The sequence below is a fragment of the Flavobacterium pokkalii genome (assembly GCF_014596575.1).
GTDB lineage: Bacteria > Bacteroidota > Bacteroidia > Flavobacteriales > Flavobacteriaceae > Flavobacterium > Flavobacterium pokkalii.
Genome location: NZ_NASZ01000009.1, coordinates 54,476 through 79,929, shown reverse-complemented (window position 1 = coordinate 79,929; position 25,454 = coordinate 54,476). Strand labels below are relative to the sequence as shown.

General features: G+C 34.1%; 14 protein-coding genes. All 14 read right to left on the bottom strand.

Annotation, left to right across the window (positions count from 1 at the left end; translation table 11 throughout):
• Window positions 1–6 precede the first annotated feature (6 nt).
• Complete coding sequence (locus tag B6A10_RS07815; RefSeq protein ID WP_188220430.1) at window positions 7–1,572, bottom strand: SusD/RagB family nutrient-binding outer membrane lipoprotein; 1,566 nt, start codon at window positions 1,570–1,572, stop codon at window positions 7–9.
• A 16-nt stretch (window positions 1,573–1,588) separates the two neighbouring features.
• The gene (locus B6A10_RS07810) at window positions 1,589–4,693 is read right to left on the bottom strand and encodes a SusC/RagA family TonB-linked outer membrane protein (RefSeq protein ID WP_188220429.1); all 3,105 of its coding nucleotides are present in this window, start codon (window positions 4,691–4,693) and stop codon (window positions 1,589–1,591) included.
• Window positions 4,694–5,101: 408 nt separating this feature from the next.
• Window positions 5,102–7,765, bottom strand: coding sequence for a glycoside hydrolase family 3 C-terminal domain-containing protein (locus tag B6A10_RS07805; protein WP_188220428.1), 2,664 nt, complete (start codon window positions 7,763–7,765; stop codon window positions 5,102–5,104).
• Between the two features lie 16 nt (window positions 7,766–7,781).
• Window positions 7,782–10,025, bottom strand: a complete 2,244-nt coding sequence (locus B6A10_RS07800; RefSeq protein ID WP_188220427.1) for a GH92 family glycosyl hydrolase — start codon at window positions 10,023–10,025, stop codon at window positions 7,782–7,784.
• 11 nt (window positions 10,026–10,036) lie between these two features.
• On the bottom strand, window positions 10,037–11,521 hold the full coding sequence (locus tag B6A10_RS07795) for an alpha-L-fucosidase (protein ID WP_188220426.1): 1,485 nt from the start codon (window positions 11,519–11,521) through the stop codon (window positions 10,037–10,039).
• Window positions 11,522–11,551: 30 nt separating this feature from the next.
• Window positions 11,552–13,414, bottom strand: a complete 1,863-nt coding sequence (locus tag B6A10_RS07790; protein ID WP_188220425.1) for a glycoside hydrolase family 35 protein — start codon at window positions 13,412–13,414, stop codon at window positions 11,552–11,554.
• 43 nt (window positions 13,415–13,457) lie between these two features.
• Window positions 13,458–15,761 carry a glycoside hydrolase family 20 protein gene (locus B6A10_RS07785; RefSeq protein ID WP_188220424.1) on the bottom strand — a complete coding sequence of 768 codons (2,304 nt, stop codon included), beginning with the start codon at window positions 15,759–15,761 and terminating at the stop codon, window positions 13,458–13,460.
• Between the two features lie 69 nt (window positions 15,762–15,830).
• A complete protein-coding gene (locus tag B6A10_RS07780; protein WP_188220423.1) occupies window positions 15,831–16,844 on the bottom strand; it encodes an isoaspartyl peptidase/L-asparaginase family protein in 1,014 nt (337 codons plus the stop codon).
• Between the two features lie 39 nt (window positions 16,845–16,883).
• Window positions 16,884–17,981: a family 10 glycosylhydrolase gene (locus B6A10_RS07775; protein ID WP_188220422.1), complete on the bottom strand. Its 1,098-nt coding sequence runs from the start codon at window positions 17,979–17,981 to the stop codon at window positions 16,884–16,886.
• A 30-nt stretch (window positions 17,982–18,011) separates the two neighbouring features.
• Window positions 18,012–19,136 (bottom strand): glycoside hydrolase family 18 protein, encoded by a 1,125-nt coding sequence (locus B6A10_RS07770; RefSeq protein ID WP_238929375.1) that lies wholly within the window; start codon window positions 19,134–19,136, stop codon window positions 18,012–18,014.
• Between the two features lie 35 nt (window positions 19,137–19,171).
• Window positions 19,172–20,239: a sugar-binding protein gene (locus B6A10_RS07765; protein ID WP_188220420.1), complete on the bottom strand. Its 1,068-nt coding sequence runs from the start codon at window positions 20,237–20,239 to the stop codon at window positions 19,172–19,174.
• A 5-nt stretch (window positions 20,240–20,244) separates the two neighbouring features.
• Window positions 20,245–21,210: a glycoside hydrolase family 130 protein gene (locus B6A10_RS07760; RefSeq protein WP_188220419.1), complete on the bottom strand. Its 966-nt coding sequence runs from the start codon at window positions 21,208–21,210 to the stop codon at window positions 20,245–20,247.
• Window positions 21,211–21,286: 76 nt separating this feature from the next.
• Window positions 21,287–23,164 (bottom strand): sodium:solute symporter family protein, encoded by a 1,878-nt coding sequence (locus B6A10_RS07755; protein WP_188220418.1) that lies wholly within the window; start codon window positions 23,162–23,164, stop codon window positions 21,287–21,289.
• 11 nt (window positions 23,165–23,175) lie between these two features.
• Window positions 23,176–25,419, bottom strand: coding sequence for a GH92 family glycosyl hydrolase (locus B6A10_RS07750; protein ID WP_188220417.1), 2,244 nt, complete (start codon window positions 25,417–25,419; stop codon window positions 23,176–23,178).
• Between the last annotated feature and the right edge of the window lie 35 nt (window positions 25,420–25,454).

Below are 25,454 nucleotides of genomic sequence, written 5' to 3'. Positions count from 1 at the left end.
AAGGGATTAATTAACGTCCCACCAAAGTTTAGTCCCTCCGGTATCTGGACCACCTAATTTTTGAATTCCATCTAAAAGAGCTGATCCATTTGAAGAATATTCATTTGTAGTATAAATAACTCGTTTCATTAAACTTTTACCAACTCCTGCATCAACATTATCCGTATTCAATAATGGATAAACTACACTAACATCAGTTCTACGCAAATCTGCCCAAGATTCCCAAGATTCAGGAAATAATGCCAAATATTTTTGAACCGTAATTTGCTTACGCTGATCCGCTTCTGTACCAGCCCAAGAAACAGCAACAGTAACTGGTGGTGTATATAAATCTAAACTAGGATACAATGTAGTAATTGCAGGTACTACTGGCGTCGATGTTCCTGAAACATAATTGCTAATTGCTGTCGGATCTGTGATACCCCATTGATTCATAGATAATGAAATTCCTGTTTCATACAAATCTTTTGCTGTACCATCCATATTCCATCCGTTCAAAGCTCCTTCTGCACGATTCAAATAACTCTCTGAAGCCATCATGATTTCAATCGCTTTAGTGTTTTGAAAATCACCTGCTAAAGCATCACTAAATGGAGAAAATTTTGTAGTTCCAAATTGACTTTGTAATCCACCGGCAGGTTTTCCTAAATAAATTCCATCTGCATTTGGTGCAAACCATTTCGACATCCTTGGATCATTATAACCTTTAAGAATACTTTCCATAGAAGCCGTCATATAATATCCCCAACTATTTACAATCATATTCAAGTTATTTGGTGTAATATCACTAACTTTAAAGGTAGCACTTTGTGCATTTGACTCCATCACTCCATTAGCGACAGCAAGTTCAGCTTGTGTTTTAGCTTTATCTGGTTGAACACCTGATATACGTAAAGCTAAACGTAATCTAAGACTGTTTCCAAATGTTTTCCAATTGGCTACGATTCCATTAAAAATTCTATCAGAAGTTGCATATAATCCTACTGTAGAAGTATTGGTTGCAGATAAAGTTGTATTAGCCTCATCCAATAATTTAAAGAAATCTTCATAAATCGATTCCTGAGAATCATAAGCTACATTTGCTTTTCCATTACCAGCCTCAGTGTAAGGAATAGGTCCATAATGATCCGTCATTTGATTGAACATAAAAACTTTCCAAATTTTTAAAATTGCAGTAGCTTCTGCATCGTCTTTTGCTGCTATAAAAGCATTATTTAGTGCAGGCACAGCTACAGTGTAAAAACGTAACCAACCTCTTTCACCAAAAGATCCAAAAGCATTTCTATCAGTGCTGTATCCTGTGTTCATATATTGAACAAAAGTAGAAGATATAATACCAGTTGCTATTCCCCAAGTTCCCTGATCATCAACACCAGGTGAAGAATAAGAACCATTATGTATACCTGCATACTGAGCGGATAAAAAAGCTGGTCCGGCTAATGAAGCATCTAATTGATCAGTTGTTAAGGTATTTTTATTGGTATTTAGTTCATCAAAATCTTTGGTACAACTTGTAAAAACGCTAACAGTTAATATTGCTGCTAATGTTTTAATTTTATAACTATTTTTCATACTTTATTTTTTTTAATTAAAATCCAAATTTCACATTCACTCCGTAATCTCTAGTAGAAGGAATATTGAAAGACTCTATACCTTGCAAGTTCCCTGTACCAGCTCCTTGCTCTGGATCAAAATATTTAGCTTTATTTACGATAAAGAATAAATTTCTGGCAACAAGAGAAACGTTAAAACTACTGAAAACTGAATTTTTCAATAAGCTTTTAGGCATTGTATATCCAAATACTAATTCTCTTAATCGAATATTTGTAGCATCATAAATAAAAGGTTCTGCAATAGGAGTTCTTTGTCCTACTGAAGTCCAGTAATCTTCTGCCGAAACTGTTACTGTATTAGGAGTATATCCTCCATTTCCATCGGAAACTACACCATCAACAATAAAACCATTTTCACGACCCGCCAATGTCATTGTATTTACTCCTAATCCTGCTTGTCTGGCTTGAGTATAAGAAATCACTTCTCCTCCAATTCTCATATCAATAAGAAAACTTAAATTGAAATCTTTAAATCTAAAGTTGTTTTTAAATCCGGCAGTCCAATCAGGATTGAAATTTCCAGCTAATACATCAAAACTATTAGTAGCAATAGGTAAACCCGCTGAATTCACAATAATTTTTCCATCATCTGTTCTTTGAAAACCTTTGATGTATAAATCTCCATACTCACCACCTTTGATAATTTTACTTCTCACTAAGCGTCCTTCACCAAGAACTAATTCATCTCTATCTTCAAAAATGGATTTTACTTTTGATTTGTAAGAAGAGAAGTTGGTTGTTATGTCCCATGAAAAATTGTCAGTTTCAACAGGAGTTGCTGTAAGCATAACCTCTACCCCTTTATTTTGGATAGTTCCTCCATTAACAACTGCTCTTGAATATCCAGAAGCTTCTGGCGTGTTGATGTAAAAAATTTGATTTTTTGTATTTGTATTAAAATATGTTACATCTAATCCTAAACGATTATTTAAGAATTTAAGTTCTGTACCAAATTCCGTAGAACTTGAAATTTCAGGTTTAAGATTCGGATTAACAGCAGTAGTTTGTGAATAAACCATACCTCCATTTCCTCCAATATAAGATAATTGAGGACTTAATTGATAAGGATTTGTATCGTTCCCCACTTGAGCATAAGAAGCTCTTACTTTAGCATAACTAATGGCTTCAGGTAATTCAACCATATCTGAAATTACACCAGATAAACCTACAGAAGGATAAAAGAAAGAACGATTTTTTGCAGGTAAAGTAGAAGACCAATCATTTCTGGCTGTTAAATCTAAAAACAAATAATTTTTATAACCTAATTGAGTAGAACCATAAAGAGAGTTTATTTGTTTTTCTGAAAGTGATGAAATTGATTGAACCGTTTCAATATTTGATAAAGCAAAGAAATTTCTTCTACTTAATCTACCTCCTGAAGACAATGAAGATGTTGTTTGTTTTAACATATTCGCTCCTGCATTGGCTGTCAAAGAAAATTCACCAAATTTAGTATTATAACTTAATAACACATCTGAATTTAATTCTCTTACGGTTTCATACATTTCTGAATAATTTCCCAAATCATTGTTAAATCTATTAGTAGCATATCTGTCACTAAAATTTTTATTAGTCATTTGATCTAAACCAGTTCTTACTTGTAAACTCAATTCATTAGTGAATTTGTATTTTAAAGCAGCAAAACCAATAAATCTATTTCTTTGATCAGTACGCGAATTATCTCTAAGAGCTGACCAATAAGGATTTCCTCCTGCTTGTCCAACTTCATCTGTAAAGTAATTTTGTTGTAATTGTCCTGAAGCATCTCTGTATTCGAAATTTTTATAATCACTATGAGCAATACTTCTTGGTAATAAATAAAGTGAAGTTCCTATAGATTCCTCACCGGTACGAATCATATTATCAATATCCTGAACAATATAATTTGTTTTTACGTCTAAAGATAGTTTATCCGTAAGGTCACTAGTTAATCTCAAATTAGCATTATGTCTTCCTAATTTATTTCCACCCACAATACCTTCGGCAACCGTATTTGTATAAGAGAAATAAGCTTGAGTCTTTTCTGAGCCTGTAGAGATAGACAAAGTATTTGCTAAATTATAACCTGTTTTAAAAAAATCTTTAACATTATTAGGTTGAGCAACATAACTTGAAGTTGCAGCACCTGAATAATCTGGATTACGTACTAACTGCCAAGCAGAAACCTGACTACCATCTAACTTTCCTCCCCAACTTGATTCTGCAGTAGCATTATAAACTCCACTTTCTCCCTGACCGTACTGATTTTGCAAATCCAATAAATTATAAGCTGAAGAAGCCATAAAATTAGAAGATATGTTAATTTGCATCGCTTTGTTTTTCGATCCTGACTTAGTTGTAATAACAATTACACCATTACTGGCTCTGCTTCCATATAATGCTGCTGCTGAAGGTCCTTTTAAAACAGTCATAGAAGCAATATCATCCGGATTAAGATTTGAAATACCATCAGGTTGTGTAGTCCCTCCTGTATCAATATCAGGATTTCCATCTGTTGATCCATTACTCAACGGCACACCATCAACAACATACAAAGGCTGATTGTTTCCATTAAGAGATCTATTACCTCTTAATGTAATTCTTGAAGAACTACCTACACCATTAGAAGTAGTTGAAAAATTTAAACCTGCTACTTTTCCTGAAAGTGAATTGGCAACGTTTAATGACCTAGCCTGAGAAATCTCATCAACATTTACATTTTGTGCAGAATAAGTAATGGCTTTTTTCTCCCTTTTAATACCTAAAGCTGTAACTACTACTTCATCTAATTTTTGTGAATCTTCACTTAAAGTAATTGTAATTGAACTTACACCGTTAAGCGGTACTTCTTTTGTGCTATAACCAATAAATGAAACTACTAATGTAGCCGATTTAGAAGGAACCTTAATGGTAAAATTTCCATCAAAATCAGTTGAAGCCCCTCCCGTAGGAACTCCTTTCACAATAACATTCACACCAGGCAGACTCATCCCACTTGCAGCGTCTGTAATTTTCCCCGAAACTGTTGTATTTTGTGCTTTAGCACTCTGATAGCCAAACAAGCAAAATACAAGCAGTAGTTTTAATACCTTTTGAATCATAATTTTGTTTTTGAGTTAGTAAATTTGTTTCTAATTAGTTAACCTTGCGTTAATACTTAGTTAAATGTAAAGAGAAAGATTTGTTTGTATTTCATAATTTCGACCAATGACAAATTTAAAAAGACGTTGGTCATATTTCAGTGTTATTTTCATTAAAATTCTTATTTCAATATATATTTATTAAGAAAACAATACAACAACACCATATTATTTAAATTATTTTTTTTTCATTATTCTGACTCATTTTTAGATATAAATATTAAAACAACAAACAACATATCAAATAATAGTCAAAATAGTTATAAAAAAACAAAACTGTTTTGCTATTCGCAAAACAGTTTTGTTTTTCCATTTTAAATAATATACAATTAAACTCAAAGAATCCCCTATCGAGGAAATTCAAAAGAATTAATCCTTTTTTACCACAAACTTAATCTTTTGTAAATTAGTTGAATTCCCTCCCACCATTACTTCAAAATCACCTGGTTCTACAACTCTTTTCATTTGTCTGTTCCAAAGGGATAATTCATCTGGGGTTAATGTAAATTCTACATGTTGCGTTTCTCCTTTTTTGATGAATATTCTTTTAAATCCTTTCAATGATTTTTCGGGTGTTGTTGTACTGCTATAAACATCATTAATGTAAAGTTGTACCACTTCTTCACCGTCTCTGTCACCAGTATTTTTCACATCCACTGCTACTTTAATTTGACCAACTTTTTTAATTTCTGAAGCATTCAATTTTAAATTAGAATATTCAAAAGTGGTATAACTTAATCCGTAACCAAATGTAAATAATGGATTTTCGCTTTCGCTAACATATCTGTGAATGGCAGATGGTTTTTGATTGTAATAAATTGGTAATTGTCCAACCGATTTAGGAACTGTAATAGGCAATCTTCCAGCAGGATTGTAATCACCAAATAATACATCAGCTACTGCTCTACCACCTTTCTCTCCTGGAAACCATCCTTCTATAATAGCCGGAATATTTTCGGCAATCCAGTTAGTTGATAATGGACGACCGTTCAATAATACACAAACTACAGGTGTTCCGGTTTTTTGAATGGCTTCGATCAATTCTTGTTGCATTCCGTGTAAATTCAAATCGGCAACATCTCTGTTTTCTTCAACTAATTCGTTTGATTCTCCTAAAACAACAACGGCAACATCTGCTTTTTTTGCAGCTTCAACTGCTGGTTGTAAGTTTACTTTTTCCAGATTCCAACGTAAATGTGCTCTGGCTCCCCAGCCTCCTTCCCACATTTCGATACGAACTTTGTATTTTTTACCTGCTTCAATATTTTTTGGAGTCGTTACAATACTTGTTGCTCCTTTTGTCCAGTTGTCTATTACCAATTGATCATCAACCCACATTCTGATTCCGTCATCTGAACTTAAGCCTAACCATCCGTCAAAAGCTTTATCTGATTGAATATAACCTGTCCAACGAATAGAAAAATCATCCACATTTACACCATCACCAGGCGCCCAGGGCCAGTCAAACTCTAATTGGCTATCAATACGAGTTAAAGCTGGAGTTCCTTCTAAATTTCTATTATTAAAATATTCCCCCTTTAATCCATTTTGAGATCCGTCTGAAGTAAATAAATATTTAGAAGGAATTGCCTGCCCTTTTATAATCAAGGGTACACCTTCTTCATAAACTACATTAGCTGTTTTTCCAACTAATTGCTGAATTCCTTCAAAAACAGTTACACCAACACTATTTTTTGGAGAATAACCTCCCAATCTCGAAGCATTAGCATTTGGTCCAATAACGGCAATGTTTTTAAGGTCTTTTTTTAATGGAAGAAGATTGTTTTCATTCTTCAATAAAATCATGGATTTTTGAGCAGCTTCTAAAGCAACATCCTGATTTTCTTTGGTATGAAAACGCTCTTTGATTAGATTTTTATCAGTAAATGGATTTTCAAATAATCCCAATAAGAATTTCAAACGTAAAACGTCTCCCGCGGCACGGTCAATATTTTCCATTGATAATTTCTTTTCATTTACTAATTCAATAATTGTATTTTGCCAGAATTCATTTGAAAAATCATAAAACTGCATATCCACTCCTGCTGAAACCGCTTCCCGGATACTTTCTTTTGGAGAATCAGACACTTTATGAGTCGTTTGGATGTATTTAATAGCTCCTAAATCGGATACAACAAGTCCTTTAAAACCCCATTCGTTTCTCAAAACATCCGTTAATAACCAATGATTTGCAGCACAAGGAATTCCGTCTAATTCAGAATAAGCACACATTGTTCCTAAAGCACCACCTTTTCTAAAGGCTTTTTCGAAAGAAGGTAAATGATCTTCACGTGCAGAACGTTCTCCTACCAAAATTGGCGATGAATTTCCTCCCGCCTGTGGAATACCGTGAACGGCAAAGTGCTTTGGTTCAGCAATAATAGAACGATCTGATTTTAAATCGTCTCCTTGTAATCCTTGGATAAATCCTAAACCAATTTCACTATTCAGGTAAGCATCTTCACCAAAAGTTTCAGCAACTCTTCCCCATCTTGGTTCACGCCCTAAATCTAAATTAGGTCCAAAACCAAAATGAACTCCGTGAGCACGGGCTTCCATTCCGATAACGCCTCCTACTTTTTTCATCAATGCAGTATCCCAAGTTGCACCAAGTCCGATGTTCATTGGGAAAGCCGTACTTCCTTCATCTAAATATCCGTGAAGCATTTCACACATAATTAAAGCCGGAATTCCCCAACGATTCCCTTTGATGACATTAGTCTGTAAGTCATTAATCATTTTTGCTGAACGCGGATAAAGATCATGAATAGCTCCAATTCCTAATTTCCCTATTTTTTCAGCTGATTTAGACTTGGCAAAATCTTCTTTTTCTTTAAAAAAATCGCCTCGGTACATGTCCATCTGACGTACTTTTTCTTCAAGAGACATACGACTTAACAGGTCTTTTACTCTTTCCTCAACAGGTAATTTGGAATCCTGATAAGGATATTTTTTCTGAGCAAAGCCAGCTTGACTAAAACTAACAGCCATCACAAAAAGAATAGCTGTTTTTTTAATTTTTAATTCTAACATATTTTAGGCGTATTTTTTAATTCTGTATCACTTTTAAAGTCTTTCCATTAACTAAATTGTCATGAGAAATAAAAAAACTATTTAGTGGTTTACCGTTCAATTGTATTGCTTTGATTTTTCCATCGGTATTGACTTCTTTTTCGATTACAATACTGTCATTTTTATAATATTTTGAATCTAATTTGATCGTTACTTTATCAAACATTGGCGTTGTAATGGTATAAACTGGTTCTCCCGGAACAATTGGGTAAATTCCCATCATTGAATACACTAACCAAGCCGACATGGTCCCTGTATCATCATTTCCTGGTAATCCTTTTGGTTTGTTTTGGAAATATTCGCGTACCAGTCTTTTTACATTTTCCTGAGCTTTGAATTCCTCACCTTTTACATAATTAAACAAATAAGGATTAGCGATATCCGGTTCATTAGCCATATCAAATTGTTTGCTATCAAAGATTTTCTGCAATTGTGCCGAAAAGGCTTTATCTCCACCCATCAATTTTTTTAATCCATTGATATCGTGCGGAACCATAAAATTATATTGCCACGCATTTCCTTCAATAAAACCAACATTTTCTTCAAAATTAGCTCCGGAATTTGGATCAAAAGGTTCATACCAACTGCCATTTGCTATTCTTGGTCGAAATAATTTTAAATTTTTATCGAATAATTTTCGATACGAAAAGGAACGTGCTTTAAATCGTTTCGCATCGGCTTTTTTCCCTAAAGCATCCGCTAAAAGTGAAATGGCATAATCAGAAATATTATATTCCTGAGTTGTCGAAACCGGTCCTCTGTTATCCGTTGTTAAAAAACCTTTTTGGATATAATCTTTCAATCCTGGACGAAGCGGATTATTTTCCATTTGATCAGCTCCTTTCAGCATCGCTTTGTAGGCTTTTTGTACATTAAAATCACGAATTCCTTTCAGATAAGTATCCGCAATGACAATGCTTGCCGGATCTCCAACCATCGTAAAAGTTTCGGTTGAATTCAATTCCCATTTAGGTAACCAGCCATTTTCATCGTACATTTCAATCATACTTTTCACCATATCTGATTGCTGTTTTGGATACACCAAAGACATCAACTGATGTAAATTTCTATACGTATCCCATAATGAAAATACGGTATAACGAGTACCACCGGTTTTACCTATTTTACTTCTTTTGATTTCCGGATATTCTCCATTGACATCATTTAAAGTATTGGGGTGAATTAATGTGTGATACAAAGCAGTGTAAAAAATAGTTTTGTCATCTTTAGAACCACCTTCGACTGCAATTTTAGATAATTCTTCGTTCCATTCGTCATAGGTTTCTTTGTAAACAGTTTCAAATGATTTGTTTCCTACTTCTTTTGCCAGGTTTTCACGAGCGTTTTCGATACTGACATAGGAAATACCAATTTTCACTTCAACCGTTTCTTCTTTGTCGAATTTATAGGTAAAATAACTTCCAATACTATCACCTACAACGGTTTTGATTGTATTTTCCATCATCCTTGCTTTTCCATTGTACCCCATCCATTGTCCTTCAACACCATTGTATTTGGCTGGTTTTTTCCACACACCAAATTTGGCTGCAGGCTTCGAAAATTTAGCCACGAAATAAACCGGATAAGCATCTTCCGGACTATTGTAACAAAATGAACCAACAGAACGCATTCCTTCAATTTCAGTATTCGAAACCACTTTAATCATGGCTCCTTCTTCATTGGTTAAACCAACTCCCAGATTTAATAAAACATTCGATTGCCCTTTCGGGAAAGTGAATCGGCTTACACCAACACGCTTAGAAGCAGTAAATTCACCTTTTACTTTGTATTTATCAATATTTACACTGTAATAAGCTGCTTTGGCTACTTCGTCAGAATAAGTAGAACCGTATTTTAAATGATCTATTTCTACTTCACCAGTGGTGGGCATTAACAAAATAACACCCAATTCCGGACAGCCAACACCACTCAAATTCACCTGACTAAATCCTGTCAAAAAAGTATTCTCATTTACATACGGATTGGATAGCCATTGACTGTCTTTTTCCAAAGGTAGATTCTGTGGTCCGGAAACATTAAACGGACTTATACTTGCCATTCCGCGTGGTGCAATGGGCCCGGGAAAAGCCGCACCATAGTTGGATGTCCCAATTATTGGGTTGACAAAATCAGCCGGTTGCTGTGCAGAAATAGTGCTTTTAACAAACAGCATGTACAAAATACATGTTACCTGAATAATATTTTTATTTTTTAAAACCATAGGTTTCAATCTTAACGGTTTATTGCTTCGATTTTTAAAGTCCAAGCTTCTTTACAAGGCAAATTGTTTCTTAAATTTTCAGGAATTACTACTTTAAATCCTTTATCAAATTTAGTCCATTTTAGCGCCGTTTTTGAACCTAAAAGCGTAATCTTAGTTCCTTTTTTAGGACTGATTGATTTTACTGTAACTTCAGCCGGAATTTTATTTTCTCCTTCTTTAGCTAAATAAAAAGCATATACATTGCCTGCTTTATTTTGGGTAAAACAGATGTTTTCTTCTTTGTAAGGCTCAATAGGTTTTGAGTTGTAAATCGCTGTGCTGTTTACTTTCATCCAGTCACCATAAGCCTGTAACAAATCATAAGCTGCTTTATCCCACTCCCCTTCAGGACTTGGCGCAATGTTTAATAATAAGTTTCCACCTTTTGCAACAATATCAACTAACATATGAATCCCCTGACGTCCTGTTAAATATTGTGCATCTGGAGTATAAGACCATCCTCCGCCAGCAGGAATACAAGATTCCCAAGGATAAGGCAATGTTTTAGCAGGCACACGTCCTTCTGGAGTTAAATAGTTTTGGTTTTTACCATGAACTGCTCTGTCTACCACAATTAAACCTGGTTGTTTAACACGAGCTTTGGCTACTAATTCGTCCATTTTAGGATCCTGATCCACTACTCTGTGTTTAATGAAACCGTTTTTAGATTCGTTTTCAGTAAATTTCTCGTCGTAGTTTTCTTTGATGTTTACTTGGTCTCTTTTACGAACCCAACCTCCGTCTAACCATAAAATATCTACTTTACCATAGTTAGTCAAGATTTCCATAATTTGGTTATGCGTAAAATCGACATATTTCTGCCATTTTTCAGGGTATAAAGCAGGATCGTAATTTACATTTCTATCAAAAGGAGGAAAATATGGATCCCAATAATATTCACTATGCCAGTCTGGTTTTGAAAAGTACGCTCCTGTTGAGATTTTTTCGGTTCTGAAAGCATTGAAAACTTCTTTCAAAACGTCAGCTTTAGGGTTTGAATGAAATGGAACGTCTTTACTAGTGATTTTATAATCAGAATATTTAGTATCATACATATTAAATCCGTCATGGTGTTTTGTGGTAAAGACCATGTATTTCATACCAGCATATTTAGCCGCTTTGGCCCATTTTTCTGGGTCAAATTTTACCGGATTAAAAGTTTTTCTTAAACCTTCGTAATCTTTTATGTAATCATTATAATTTGATGGATTGCTGCCTTTTTTACGTTCACACCAGCCATAATCTTCAGGACATATAGACCATGATTCTACGATTCCCCATTGGCTGTAAGTTCCCCAGTGCATTAGTAAACCAAACTTTTTACCTTGCCATTCTTCTAAATTTTTCAATACCAATGGATCGGTTTCCGGTACATAACGCTCATCTTCATAAATGGCTTGAGAAAAGATTTGTACTGAAAACAATAATGCTATGATTGCTATGCTTTTTTTCATTCTTTCGTATTTTAATTCTTAAATCTGTTATTACTTAGTCTCTGTATTTAATGTTTCAAGTATCGGTTGGTCAGTAAATGTTAATTGGGTTTGTGCTTTTTCATTTAGTTGTTCTAATACTACAATGCTATTTACACCTTTATTCAACCAACAACCTGGTACATATAAGGTTTGTTGCGGTCCTACTTTCCAATAGCGTCCTAAATTATGTCCGTTTACAAATACAATTCCCTTGCCCCAGGCTGACATATCCAGAAAAGTATCAGCCGGTTTATCAATGTTTACAATGGATTCATACAAAACTGGTCGACCTAATTTGATAGTTTCATTTTTAACTGTTGGAACTTCACTCATAGGCATTTTATACATTTCCCAACCTCCGGTAATTTCATATTCATTGATTACTACTGGAGAAATAATTCCTTTGGTATTGTGAACAATTTCGGCACCGTAATTAATACGTCCCATGTTTTCAACCAAAATTTCTAAAATTCCATTAAAAGGAATGGTAACTGGCAACTCGTAGTTTTTGAAAACTCTGTTTAGTTCCCCTACCTTTGATCCATTAATATATACAGTGGCAAAGTCTCTTAATCCCTGGATTTTCAAAGTTCCAGAAATAGGCTGTGTGAATCTTTTTCGATACAAAACATAACCATTACCCTGACCCAGTTTTTCAAAAGTCAAGGGTTGATCATTTACAACTGCTTTTTCCTTTTTAATCCAGCTTAAAACATCCATACTGGATTTAACAGGCTGATTAGGAAATTTTATTACTGGAATTTTCTCAGGTATAGCTGGTAATTTTGTTTTAGAAAATTTATGCATGACATCTCGAATAGCCAAAAACTTTGGTGTTGTCCAACCAGCTTCGCTAATAGGTGCATCGTAATCATAACTTGTAATATCAGGCTGAATATCCATTTCTTCATTATAATTAGCACCAGAAGTAAATCCAAAATTAGTCCCTCCATGAGCCATATAATAATTAAAAGATACGCCGGCTTCCAAGTACTTTTTGGTTTGATTTGCAATTTCCTCAGAACCGATTTTTACAAATGGTTCTGCCCAATGATCCAACCATCCCGGATAAAACTCCGCTACCATATAAGGCCCCTGACCTTTATGAAATTTATCAACCTGCTTCTTTAAATTTTCAATATTTGATTCTCCATTAGCAGTTGGCAAAACTCCGTCAACAGCTCCCCCCTCAAACAACCAGGTTCCGTCAGAAGTAAAAAAAGGCTCCTGAAAACCAGTGGATTTCAACATATTGTAAATAGCCGTTTTGTATTCCTTATGATCGTTAGCATTGATATCTGTTCTTTGAGAAACATAAGAGCCAAATTCATTTTCAACCTGAACCATAATAATTGGCCCTCCCTGATTAGAAAAAAGTCCTTTTACTTCGGCAGACAAATGTTCTAAATAGCTTTTACAAGCTTCTAAAAAGGCTTTATTATTGGTACGAATTACTAAATCAGGATTATTTTGTAACCACCAAGGATAACCTCCAAATTCCCATTCTCCACAGGCATAAGGTCCTGGTCTCAAAATCACATACAATCCTTCACTTTTAGCTGTGCGAATAAATTCAGCCAAATTTTTATTTCCGGTTTTAAAATCCCATATTCCCGGAGCGATTTCATGATAATTCCAAAACACATAAGTCGCCACGGTATTCATTCCCATGGCTTTAAGCATTTGCAATCTATGCCTCCAATATTCTTTTGGAATACGTTCATAGTGCATTTCTCCTGAATGTATTTTAACAATTTTTCCATCCTGTTGGAATTCTCCATTAGCGATAGAAAATCCTTTTGTTTGCGCCTGATTGAAAAGCGGCATCAAACACATTAATACTATTCCGAATTTAAATAATAGTTTGTTCATTCTTTGTTCCAAATTATACATTTATAAAACCTAAAATTGAAAGTTACTTCACTACAATTTCATCAAAAAACATAAAGGAACTATCTCCTTTAGGACTTTTTTTCAAATTTGTAGCTACTACTTTTACAAATTTTGCTGCAGTAGGTTTAAAGTTTATTTTAAAATCTTTTAATTCTACATAAGAATTGATAGCAAATGGGTGTTCAACTTTCCCAACTTCTTTATAATTAATTCCATCTGTGGATACAAATGCTTTGATCTCAGTAGGAAAATAGATTCCGGCACCTTGATTTTCTAAAGAACCCAAAGCAACCTCACTAATTGTTTTTGTCGTTTCTAAATCAATCACCACATTCATATCGTCAACTAACCAAGCCTGCCATTGTCCGTCATGGAAATTTTTGCTTCCACGAATAGCATTTGCTAGAGTGTAATCATCTCCTTTATAATTTGAATTGTAAAGCGTATTGTATTTTACCTTATTAGCAAAGGCTTTGTGAAAAACAATAGAATCAGTATATGTTTTACCAACTGGTTTATTATCCTGAAATAAAGAAGCTTTTAAAACGGTAGATTCTTTTATTTCAATTGGTTTCACATATTTTACTGCATCAACTTCAATACTTTTATCACCTAAAACATAACGAATATCTGGATTAGGAAACTCATTTTTTAATTCAATTTTTATTGATTTATTAGCTAAATCAGCTGTTGAAGTTGCTGTTACCAAATAAGCACTCTTTGAATAATTGATTCCTAAATAATCGTAACGTTTTAATAAAGGGAATAATCGTGAAGTAAAATCATTCCAGCTACGATTATCTTTTGGACTCCAAAGTGTTTCAGACAAAGCAGCCAACCTTGGAAAAATCATGTATTCTGAATCCTTTGGTGTAGCCAGATATTCTGCCCACAAATTAGCCTGTCCACCCAAAACATGTGCAGCTTCTTTTGGTGACATAGAGTCAACTACAGGATCAAATTTATAGACTTCATTTAAAAAATTGTAAGCATTAAAGGCCAAAGGTTCTTCGTTTTGAGGACCTTGATAAAAATTAAAATAACAAGGATTTTCAGGTGTCATAATTACATCATGACCTTGATCAGCAGCTTCAATTCCGCCCTTAGTACCTCTCCAACTCATTACTGTAGCATCCGGAGCTAAACCACCTTCTAATATCTCATCCCATCCTATAACTCTTTTTCCCTTTGAATTGATGTATTTTTCCATACGCTTTACAAAATAACTTTGTAATTCATGGACATCTTTCAAATGTTCCTCCTTAATTCTTTTTTGACAATGAGGACATTTTTCCCAATTAGTCTTAGTAGCTTCATCGCCACCGATATGAATATATTTCGAAGGGAAAATGGCAATTACTTCATCAATTACATTTTGTAAAAATTCAAAAGTCGTTTCTTTACCCGCACAATAAATATCAGTTAATGGCCAAAGTCCACCTGATGGAACTCCAATTCTTTGATTAAAACAACCCAATTCAGGATAAGAAGCAATAGCACTACTTACGTGTGCCGGCATTTCGATTTCAGGAATGATTTCGATATTTTTCTTTTGAGCATATTTTACAATTTCTTTCAGTTCTTCCTGAGTTAAAAATCCGCCATAAGTTCCCTTTTCATCAGGATTTGTCGTTAATCGCGCATTCCATATTAGATTTTCCTGATTAACACGCCAAGCACCAACTTCGGTTAATTTTGGATATTTTTTAATCTCCATTCTCCATCCCTGATCGTCAACCAAATGCAAATGCAATACATTCATTTTTAGCATTGCCAAACGGTCAATTGTAGCTTCTATATATGATTTATCAAAAAAATGACGGGATAAATCCAACATTAAACCTCTCCACTGAAAGCGAGGTTCATCGATAATACTCACATTAGGAACAGACCAATTTACATTAGCAACTGTTTTTTTACTTTCAATTGCGGTAGGTAATAATTGTCGGATGGATTCTAAAGCATAAATAAAACCTGCATTTTCCTTTGCTGTTATGACGATACTTTTTGAAGTAACTTCTAATTTATAAGCTTCTCTATTTAGGTTTTTATCAACTTTAAATTCGATAAAATTATTTTTAGGTTTCTTATTTGAAATTTGAGGTTTCCATCCTGCTGCCAATTGAAATTTAGCAATCAATGCCGCTGCTATTTCCTTTTGTGCATCCCCTTTTACAATGAATTTAGTACTTGAAGAAAATTGAAACTTTCCTTGTTTAACTACAGTTTGAGCAGGTTTAGGTATAATAGCTATGTCTTCCTGTGCCACAACCGAAGTCGTAATCAGAAGTAAAAACAAGGCAATCGTAGTTTTAATTATTCTCATAAGTTATTTATTTTAAAAGGCTTCTATATGCTGTATTTGGCTTTGTATTTATTTTTAAGGACTGTAAAATTATTTATCCCAAGTCATTTTAAACTTTGCGTCTTCCATTCGATTTCCTTTTTCATCATCGCAAATAGCGTAATTGAAACCGGAACGCAAACTGTAAGCTCCATGTTCCCCATTTTTATTTAATGCAATAAATCCAACTTGTAGATATTCCATATCACGGTGGTTTTTATGTTTCTCATAAATTCGTTCCGTAATTTCTTTACAAGCTTCATATGGCGATTTCCCCTGACGCATTAATTCAACCACCATAGCACTACCGGCGGTTCTAATTACGGCTTCACCTAAACCGGTTGCAGCTGCAGCTCCTACTTCATTATCCAGGAAAAGTCCCGCACCGATGATTGGGGAGTCACCGACACGTCCATGCATTTTCCAGGCCGCTCCGCTAGTCGTACAACCTCCGGCAAGATTTCCGTCTTCATCTACCATCAACATACTAATAGTATCATGATTTTCAAAATTGATAACGGGTTTGTATTTAGATTCTTCTAACCATTTTTTCCAATCTTTTTCGGCTTCAGGAGTTAATAGATTTTCCACTTTAAATCCTTCAGAAAGTGCAAACTGTAACGCTCCAGATCCAGACAACATTACATGTGGTGTGTTCTCTAAAACTCTTTTAGCTACCGAAATGGGATGCATAATCCCTTCTAAAAAAGATACTGAACCACAATTGCTGTTATGATCCATAATGCAGGCATCCAAAGTTACTTTTCCCTCACGATCCGGATAGCCTCCATAACCAACGCTTCGTACTTTAGGATCAGCCTCTGGAATTCTCAAGCCAGCTTCAAGCGCATCTAAAGCTTTTTTTCCCGCTTTAATTTGCGTCCAAGTTTCCTCATTAGCTGGCAAACCATGATTCCAAGTCGAAATAACAACAGGTTTTTTGACTTTTTTTGAAGCACTTTTTAAAGGAGTCTCTGGCGTAGTCATTCCATTGACTCCTATAAAAGTACCTAAGCCTATGGTTCCTAAAGTAGTTTTTTTAATAAAATTTCTTCTGTTTGACATAGTCTTAGATTGAGTTAGTAATTAGATTTAGTTTGCAATTTATTTTAGACTTTCTTTAGTAGTTTTGATTACTTTCAAATATGCATCAGATATGGCATTTCCATCAAAAAATGCTACACCTTTAGCGCCGTTTTCTTTAGCTGTCAGGATCGCTTTTCTTAAATCAGCATCATTTTCTATTCCGGGAATATAAATTCCTGTATTAACTTTTGTGATTCTTCCTTTTAAATCAGTCACTCCTTGTTGAGTAGCAAAACCTACCCAATTAATTCCTTCATTGTAAAAGTTATGATAAATCATTGGATAAACCTCATCAATATCCCATTTATCCCAACGTTGTCGCACCATGTGATCAGCCATTTCCGGATAAGGGAATACTGCTGCAGTTAGAGTTTTTCCATATTTATGGGCAATTTCATAAGCATGATTGACTACATTTCTTATTTGGTTCAAACGAAATTGCTTCCATTCCATATCAATTTCAGGATGTTCGATTTTTCTTGGGTCTCTACCAAATTCCTTTATAAATGCATTGACACTGGCATCTGAATAATCAAAATCATAATCTGGTAATTCAGTATTTTGAACCAAATTATATTTTGGCAACAAACCAATTGGCAAAAAAACATCAGGGTAACGAATATAATCCAAGTGTACACTTTCTACACCTTCTACTTTAGCCAGTCCTTCTAATAAATCATAAATATGCTGGCGAGCTTCTGGATGACTTGGAGACAGCCACTGATAATAATCTACATACGGACGATCATCAAAACAGGATTTCCCGCTTCGGCTCACCATATACCAATCTGGATGTTGTAAGGCAACTTTATCCCCTGGACGATTCATAGTCATAATCCAGGCATGAACTCGTAATCCTTCATTTTTAGCCAATGGAACTAATCTTTTCAACAACTCAGGACTTGTACCCGTGTTGATTAAAACCTCATCAATACCCGCTTCGTGGTACTTTTTAAATTCAACACTATAAGATTCGTCACTACGTTTAGCATCGGCTGAAATCCAAACTCCAAATTCAAAATCTTTTGCTTTATGTTTCACTTCTGAATTTTGGATTATCTTATTCGAACAAGCCGTGATGATTAATCCTAAAAATAATAGTTGAATATATTTCATAATTAATTTTTCTTTTTGTTATTCTTAAAACTATTTTTTCATGTTTTCAAAAAGCGTATCCAGTAATTCTTGTTTACTATCCAAACTATATTCCCAGAACATAGCTCCACCTAAACCTTTAGTTTTAATAAAATTTGCTTTCAATTCAATCTCATTTGGTGTTTCATAAGAAATAAAAATGCCGTCTTTTTCATTCCACAAATAAGAAGCTTTTGCCGACTCATCATAAAGCTGTTTGTATTTTCCGGTAGCTATTTCTTCTTTAATTTTCCAATAAGCGATAATCTCTGCACCTGTTTGCGCCGATTGATACAAACCGTTATTTTGTGGATTTACTTTAGACCATTTTCTTCCATAAAAAGGAATCCCAACAACGATTTTATCGGCAGTTATTCCTGTCTTCAAATAGGCATCAACTGTTTTAGTCAAATTATCTCCACCAAATTTTTCAAATTTTGAAGCATTTAAATTAGCATGATGTCCGGTTTGATACATCCAACCATTATAAAAATCATAACCCATGATATTAATGTAATCCAGGCATTTTTGAGCCGCTTTTAAATCGGTATGATCTAAATAATTTTGATCAGCTCCCGAAGCAATACTTAATAAATAATGAACCTTATCTGAAGTGGTTTGTATTTCTAACTGTTTACGTAATTCGGCTAGTAACAACGTAAAATTGTCTTTATCGGATGGTCTGAACACATTGTCTTCCGCTCTTTGTCCGGGAAATTCCCAATCAATATCAATTCCGTCAAATCCGTATTTTTTCATCAATTGTACCGCACTTTTTGCAAATTGTTCCCTCGAATTTTGATATGCAGCAACATTAGAAAACTGATCAGACCAAACCCATCCACCTATTGAAAATAAGACTTTCAATGAAGGATTTTGCTTTTTAAGTCCCATCAATGCTTTGATTTTAGCATCATCAGTAGCTAATTCAAACTGAACATTGCCATTTACAATATTTGCAAAAGCATAATTAACATGAGTTAATTTAGTCGCATCTACTTTAGCCGGATCAAAATCCTCATAACCTGCAACGTAACCAATTATTTTAGAATTTTTAGGTTCATTTTTCTTTTTTGTATCTAAAGAAGAACAAGCAAAAAAACAACTGATAATCACTATGTAAAGACTTAATTTCATTCTTTTATTATGCTTTTTATTTACATTAAACGGGATCATTTCTCTATAAACTGACCATCTTCTTTGATGATAAAAGTTTTGCTTGAAAAAGGACTTTTTACTGATATATTCCAACCAAAACTATGGTTCTCTAATTTAGGAGTTATAATATTTGTACCAACTTTAATCACACTTTTTGTTAATTGATTAATTGCTACTGCCCATTTTCTATTTTTGGCTAAATATTGTTTTTGCGCTCTGTACAATTCGAACAATTTCCATTTAATTTTTTCATCCTGAGGAATTGTAAAAGTTACTTTATTTCCAATTTCTTCAGAAGTAAAATATACATATCCCCATTTTTCAGGTTCATGCATGTTAATAACACCCTGTGGTGACCAAACCCAATTGTATTCCGGTAAATATTTACGTGAGGCATCTTTTTTGCGTTCGTACTTACCGTTTACAATATCGTGTTGCCAATTTACTCTGGAAAAATTCACCCTCCAGAATTTATCTCTTGGAACATTATCTTCTCCAAAAGATTTTTGATATGAAGTCCATGGAATTGCAATTTCTAAAGTCCAACCTTCGTCTGTATCAGCAGGATTATTTAAAGTCCCCTGAATTTTTACCGCCGATTGTAATCCCGTATTATTCCAATCATTAAGCACAACATTTTTTTCACGATAAGGCTTGGTTAAAAACAAATCCCAAGCCGTATTCAAAGCATTGATTTCTAATTCGTAATAATTAAAAGTATCACCATCAGGATCAATAAAAACTTCAAAATCATTATTGTAAAATATAATGGTATCGTGTTGTTTCAAATTTGCCCAAACATGTGGCTCTTGAATTTTTGCCAGGATATAATAATTTTTATCATCCCAAAGCATTTTTACTTTTGTATTGTATTTAGGTTTATCAACACCTTCAATATCAATAAAAGCATCTGTCCACTCTGCTTTTGACCATGAAGTTTCTGATTCTTCACCGTCAATTTGGATTTTTTCTGATGTTTTGTAAGCTACATAGTTTTTGGGTACAATTCCTTTGGATTGGGCAAAACCAATAGAGGAAATGAAACCTAAAACAAACACAATACTTTTAATTTTACTAATCATACTTTTTACAAGCTATTATCTTTTGTAAACTGAATTACTTCGCTTAATTTTCCAAATGCCATAGCAACTACGGTATCAGCAGCTCCGTAATATACCGCTAATTTATCTTCTTCTATATCATGTAAAGCAGCACACGGGAAAACTACATTTGGCACATCTCCTACCTGCTCATAATTTACCGCTGGTCCTAATAAATAAGGTTGTGTTCTGTATTTTACATTATCAGGTTGTTCTGTATCTAAGATAGCAGCTCCCATCGCATAACGGAATCCATTACAAGTATTAATTACACCGTGATAAATCATTAACCAACCTTCATCTGTCAAAATTGGGATAGGTCCTGCACCAATTTTAGTACATTGCCAAGCACTATCTTCAAAAGGCGTTGGCTTCATTACTAAACGATGTTCTCCCCAATATTTCATATCCGGACTAAAACTAATCCAAATATCGCCAAAAGGAGTGTGACCATTATCACTTGGACGACTTAACATGGCGTATTTTCCATTAATTTTTTGAGGAAATAAAACTCCATTTCTGTTAAAAGGTAAAAAGGCATTTTCGCATTGAAAAAATTCTACAAAATCAAAAGTATAACCAATACCAATTGTAGGTCCGTTATATCCATTACACCAAGTAATCCAATAACGATCTTCAATAAACACCACACGTGGATCGTATTTATAGGCAGATTCAATCATTTCGGTATTTCCAGACTGCATTACAATGGGTTCATGGTTAATATCCCAATTGATTCCGTCTTTACTAAAACCTGCAAAAATATTCATTTGCACCGCTTTATTATCACATCTGAAAACACCCGCAAAACCATCTCCAAAAGGAACTACAGCACTATTAAAAACACTGTTCGATGAAGGAATAGCATATCTTTCAATTATGGGATTTTCTGCATATCTCCACATAATGTCATTGTTATTTTCGGGTCTGTCTTGCCAAGGAATTGTACTCATTTTTTATATATTTTGTTTATTCTTTTTTGTTAAATCTTTTAATGCTATTTGATTAAATTCTATCGTCAATTTTAATTTAATCTTGAATTTTTCGAACCTTATCTAACCAGGTATATTTTAAAATTACTGTGGTTACTAAGAAAACAACTAACGAAACAATCGTTTTTGGATAATCACGAATAATAAAGTAAACTGGTAAAACTATCATACTAGATTGCCAAATAATACCAACAAGGCAATTAAACATATCCATTATAAAATCATTATTTTTTTCAAAATCCTGCTCTTCTTTTTTCAATAAGTCATATACCGGTTTCCACCATCCCCAAGGCCTAACATTAGTGTAAAAAGATTTTAAAACTTCCATATCGGTTGGCTGGCTGAAATAGGTTCCTAAAACACATCCTAATGCTGAAAAAGCAAGAATAATTGGGAACAAATAAATAGCCTGCATCTCAGATAAAGTATGTAATAAAGTTCCCTGAGCGAAACTTCCTTTATTTTGTTCCAAGACAAATTCTAAGGAAGCAATAATCAATCCGGAGAACATTCCCCAAAAATACCCCCAACCATTGAAACGCCACCAAACCCATTTAAGGAAATTAGCTGCCACATAACCTCCAAAAAGAGCACTAGTAATCCATAAGGTCAGTGAATTAATTGACTCTGCAAAAAATCCCATAAAAACGCCTAAACCTACTACTAAAAAAGAAGCAATTTGGCTCACTTTGATGTAATGCTCACTAGTTTCATTTGGTTTAAAATATTTTTTATACAAATCATTTACAATGTAAGCCGGACCGGCATTTACAAATGCTGAGAAAGTAGACATAAATGCAGCTAATAAACCCGCTAATAACAAACCTTTAATCCCAACCGGAATTTGAAAATTAATTACTTTTGGCATAATAACCTCTAAATCAGCACCACTTAAATTTGGATTTAAATTCATTTCAGGAGCCATTGTTACTAATGCAATTACTACAATTCCGGCAATTAAAAGGTAGCGAGGAATAAACAAAATCAAATTAGTAAATCCACTCATATAAGCCGCTTCTTTAACTGATTTGGTAGAAAGAATACGTTGCAAGTCATAACTTGGTGTAGGTCCTGCAATACTGGCAAAAAAGCCTTTAAATAAAGACATTCCAACCAAGGCTCCAAACATTTTATAGCCTTCAGAATCTATCAAATTATTAAAAGTTTGAAATTTTTCACCCCAGTGCGGACCAAGTTCAGGCGAGAAAAACACATTCTTCCACTCTTCTGTAATCACCGAACTAATTTGAATATCTGTATAGGTAACCAAAGTGTAACCAGCTACTAATAATCCTGAAACAACCATAATACCATATTGTAAAACCTCAGTGGCTACAACAGAAAACATTCCTCCTTTGATAGTATAAATTGTAGTTAGAAAAATAACTAATAAGGCATAACTTTGTTCTGAAGTCAATAAAGAAAAATCACCTAAATGAATGGCTAAATCCCAAGGTAAAATGATAGTCATAAACTTACCGATTCCCTCAAAGAAGTAAGCAATAAAACCAATTGTTGATACAATAGCAAAAACAGCAACAATAATATGCGAAGCTCTCCCTGCTTTATCATTCCCAAATCGGGTCAAAATCCACTCAGATCCTGTCATGGTATTGGATTTTCTGATCCAAATGGCCAAAAACATCATCACAAAAACCTGATTCCAAATAGGCCAAAGCCACATTAAAAAGAAACTTTTAATACCATATAAAAATAGTACACCAACCATCCAGGCCGTTCCGGAAACATCAAACATTCCCGAACCATTACTTAATCCTAAATAATACCATTTTATCGAATTTCCACCTAAAAAATAATCATCAAGACCCTTAGAGGCTTTTCGTGAAATCCAAATTCCGATTCCTATTGTTAATAGGATGTAAAAAACGATTATCGATACATCTATGCTATCCATGCTTCATTTTGTTATTTAGTTAATCCCCAATTTTTGTTTGGCTCAGACCCCATAACAAAATGTAATGTTCCACCTTGTAATAGCTGTTGATGCGTAATTGTTGTTTTGTTAAATTCAACACCATTAAGTGTTGCCGATTGTATGTAAAAATTCTTGGCAGAAACATTTTCAGCTTCAATAGTAAAACTTTTACCTTCCGGAAGCTTTATAGTTGTTTTTTCAAAAATTGGACTACCAATTTCATATTCACCCGAGGCAGGATTCATTGGATACAATCCCATTGAACTAAAAATATACCAAGCCGACATTTGTCCACAATCTTCGTTTCCGCTTAATCCATTAGGAGTTGTATTGTATTGTGTATCTAAAATATGTCGAACCCAATATTGTGTTCTCCACGGCTGATTAGCGTGATTAAACATATAAGCAATGTGATGACTCGGTTCATTCCCGTGAGCATATTGCCCAATTAAACCTGAAATATCAGCCGAAACATTATTTCCGGTAATCTCTGAACTTTCAGTAAACAATTGTTCTAATTTTTGAGAGAATTTTTGATCTCCACCGTGTAATTTGATAAAAGCATTTACATCATGTGGTACAAACCAGCTGTGTTGCCAGGCATTCCCTTCAGTATAATCAGTATGTTCTCTGTGATTAGAGTGTTTTGGGTCAAAAGAAGGATTCCATGTTTTTCCATCAGCTGCTTTTCCTCGCATAAATCCAGATTTCGCATCAAATAAAAATTCGTAGGCTTTTGAACGTTTTAGAAAATAGTTGTAATCATCTTCTTTACCCAAAGCTTTAGCCATTTGAGCCACACACCAATCATCGTAAGCATATTCTAAAGTAATTGTAACCGACTCATCTAATAGATTATAAGGAATGAAACCATATTTTTTATACAAATCCAAACCACGTTCGTTTTGCATCATAGTATTTTTCATAGCTTCAAATGCTTTTTCAGCATCAAAACCTTTAATACCATTTTTATAAGCATTTACAATTACAGGAATCGCATGATACCCAGTCATTGTATTGGTTTCATTAGCATATAAAGTCCAAACGGGCAATATTTTTTTTGTTTCATAATAGGCCAACATCGAATTGATAATATCCGAAACCCTATCTGGAGCAAGTAAAGTCAACAATGGATTTTCAGCTCTGAAAGTATCCCAAAGTGACAAAGTAGAATAAGCAGTATAATCTTTAGCTGTAAGAATGGTATCGTCTTCTCTTCTAAACTGACCATTCTTATCGCTATAAGTCACCGGCGCTAATTGAGCATGATACAAAGCTGTGTAAAAAATTGTTTTAAGAGAATCAACCGTGGTTTCCACTTCAATTGTAAACAAAGAGTGATTCCAGTTTTTTTGAGCTTCTGATTTTACTTTCTCAAAATTAAAACCTCCGGCATCTAAATTATCTTTAGCATTAGCTACACTCACTGAAGACAGTGCTACTTTAGCCAATAATTCATTTGAATTTTTATTATCAAAAAACAATTGTGCAATTGTTTTTTCTCCTGAAGCATTTATGCCGGCTACATTCTTTTCATCAGCAACTAATCCCCATTTAGAAATAGGTTTTGAAAATTGAGCTACGAAATAAACTTTTTGATTTTTAGCCCAACCTGTACTGTAACGATAACCACTTATTGTCGTTTCATTTTCAATGGTAATTTCGGTTTTGGTAGCCTTATCCCAATTGATAGCAAAACCTAAATCGATAATTACGGATTGTAAATCTTTATCTTTAAAAGTATATTTATGAAAAGCGGTTCTTTGCGAAGCTGTTAATTCAACATTGATTTTAGAATCGTTTAAATAAACCTGATAATAACCCGGTTTAGAAGTTTCATTTTTATGAGAATAAGTAGATTTATAGGATAATGAATCTCTGGAAGTAGCTTTAGTTGTTAATTCAATTTTTTTATTGATTGGCATCAAAAGAATATCAGCTAAATCACCAATTCCTGTACCGCTTAAATGCAAATGACTAAATCCGGCAACAATCGAATCGGAATAATGATAACCCGAACACCAATCCCAACTTGAAATTCCATTATCAGGACTAAGCTGTACCATTCCAAAAGGAACCGTTGCTCCCGGATAAGTATGACCGTGTCCTCCAGTACCTATTAAAGGATCAACATGACGCGTTAAAAAAACATTTTTATGTTTATTTTTGTCTATATTTACCCTGCAACCCGCGACCAGAATTACACCTAAAATAACGATTCCGAATTTCCTCATATCAAACAATCTTTAATTTAACTTTAAATTTAGAT

Bases quoted from the DNA above. Each gene is read 5' to 3' on its own strand.
- B6A10_RS07775 (WP_188220422.1), bottom strand. From the start codon at position 17,981: ATGAAATATATTCAACTATTATTTTTAGGATTAATCATCACGGCTTGT.
- B6A10_RS07780 (WP_188220423.1), bottom strand. From the start codon at position 16,844: ATGTCAAACAGAAGAAATTTTATTAAAAAAACTACTTTAGGAACCATA.
- B6A10_RS07810 (WP_188220429.1), bottom strand. From the start codon at position 4,693: ATGATTCAAAAGGTATTAAAACTACTGCTTGTATTTTGCTTGTTTGGC.
- B6A10_RS07750 (WP_188220417.1), bottom strand. From the start codon at position 25,419: ATGAGGAAATTCGGAATCGTTATTTTAGGTGTAATTCTGGTCGCGGGT.
- B6A10_RS07790 (WP_188220425.1), bottom strand. From the start codon at position 13,414: ATGAACAAACTATTATTTAAATTCGGAATAGTATTAATGTGTTTGATG.
- B6A10_RS07760 (WP_188220419.1), bottom strand. From the start codon at position 21,210: ATGAGTACAATTCCTTGGCAAGACAGACCCGAAAATAACAATGACATT.
- B6A10_RS07755 (WP_188220418.1), bottom strand. From the start codon at position 23,164: ATGGATAGCATAGATGTATCGATAATCGTTTTTTACATCCTATTAACA.
- B6A10_RS07770 (WP_238929375.1), bottom strand. From the start codon at position 19,136: ATGAAATTAAGTCTTTACATAGTGATTATCAGTTGTTTTTTTGCTTGT.
- B6A10_RS07795 (WP_188220426.1), bottom strand. From the start codon at position 11,521: ATGAAAAAAAGCATAGCAATCATAGCATTATTGTTTTCAGTACAAATC.
- B6A10_RS07815 (WP_188220430.1), bottom strand. From the start codon at position 1,572: ATGAAAAATAGTTATAAAATTAAAACATTAGCAGCAATATTAACTGTT.
- B6A10_RS07805 (WP_188220428.1), bottom strand. From the start codon at position 7,765: ATGTTAGAATTAAAAATTAAAAAAACAGCTATTCTTTTTGTGATGGCT.
- B6A10_RS07800 (WP_188220427.1), bottom strand. From the start codon at position 10,025: ATGGTTTTAAAAAATAAAAATATTATTCAGGTAACATGTATTTTGTAC.
- B6A10_RS07785 (WP_188220424.1), bottom strand. From the start codon at position 15,761: ATGAGAATAATTAAAACTACGATTGCCTTGTTTTTACTTCTGATTACG.
- B6A10_RS07765 (WP_188220420.1), bottom strand. From the start codon at position 20,239: ATGATTAGTAAAATTAAAAGTATTGTGTTTGTTTTAGGTTTCATTTCC.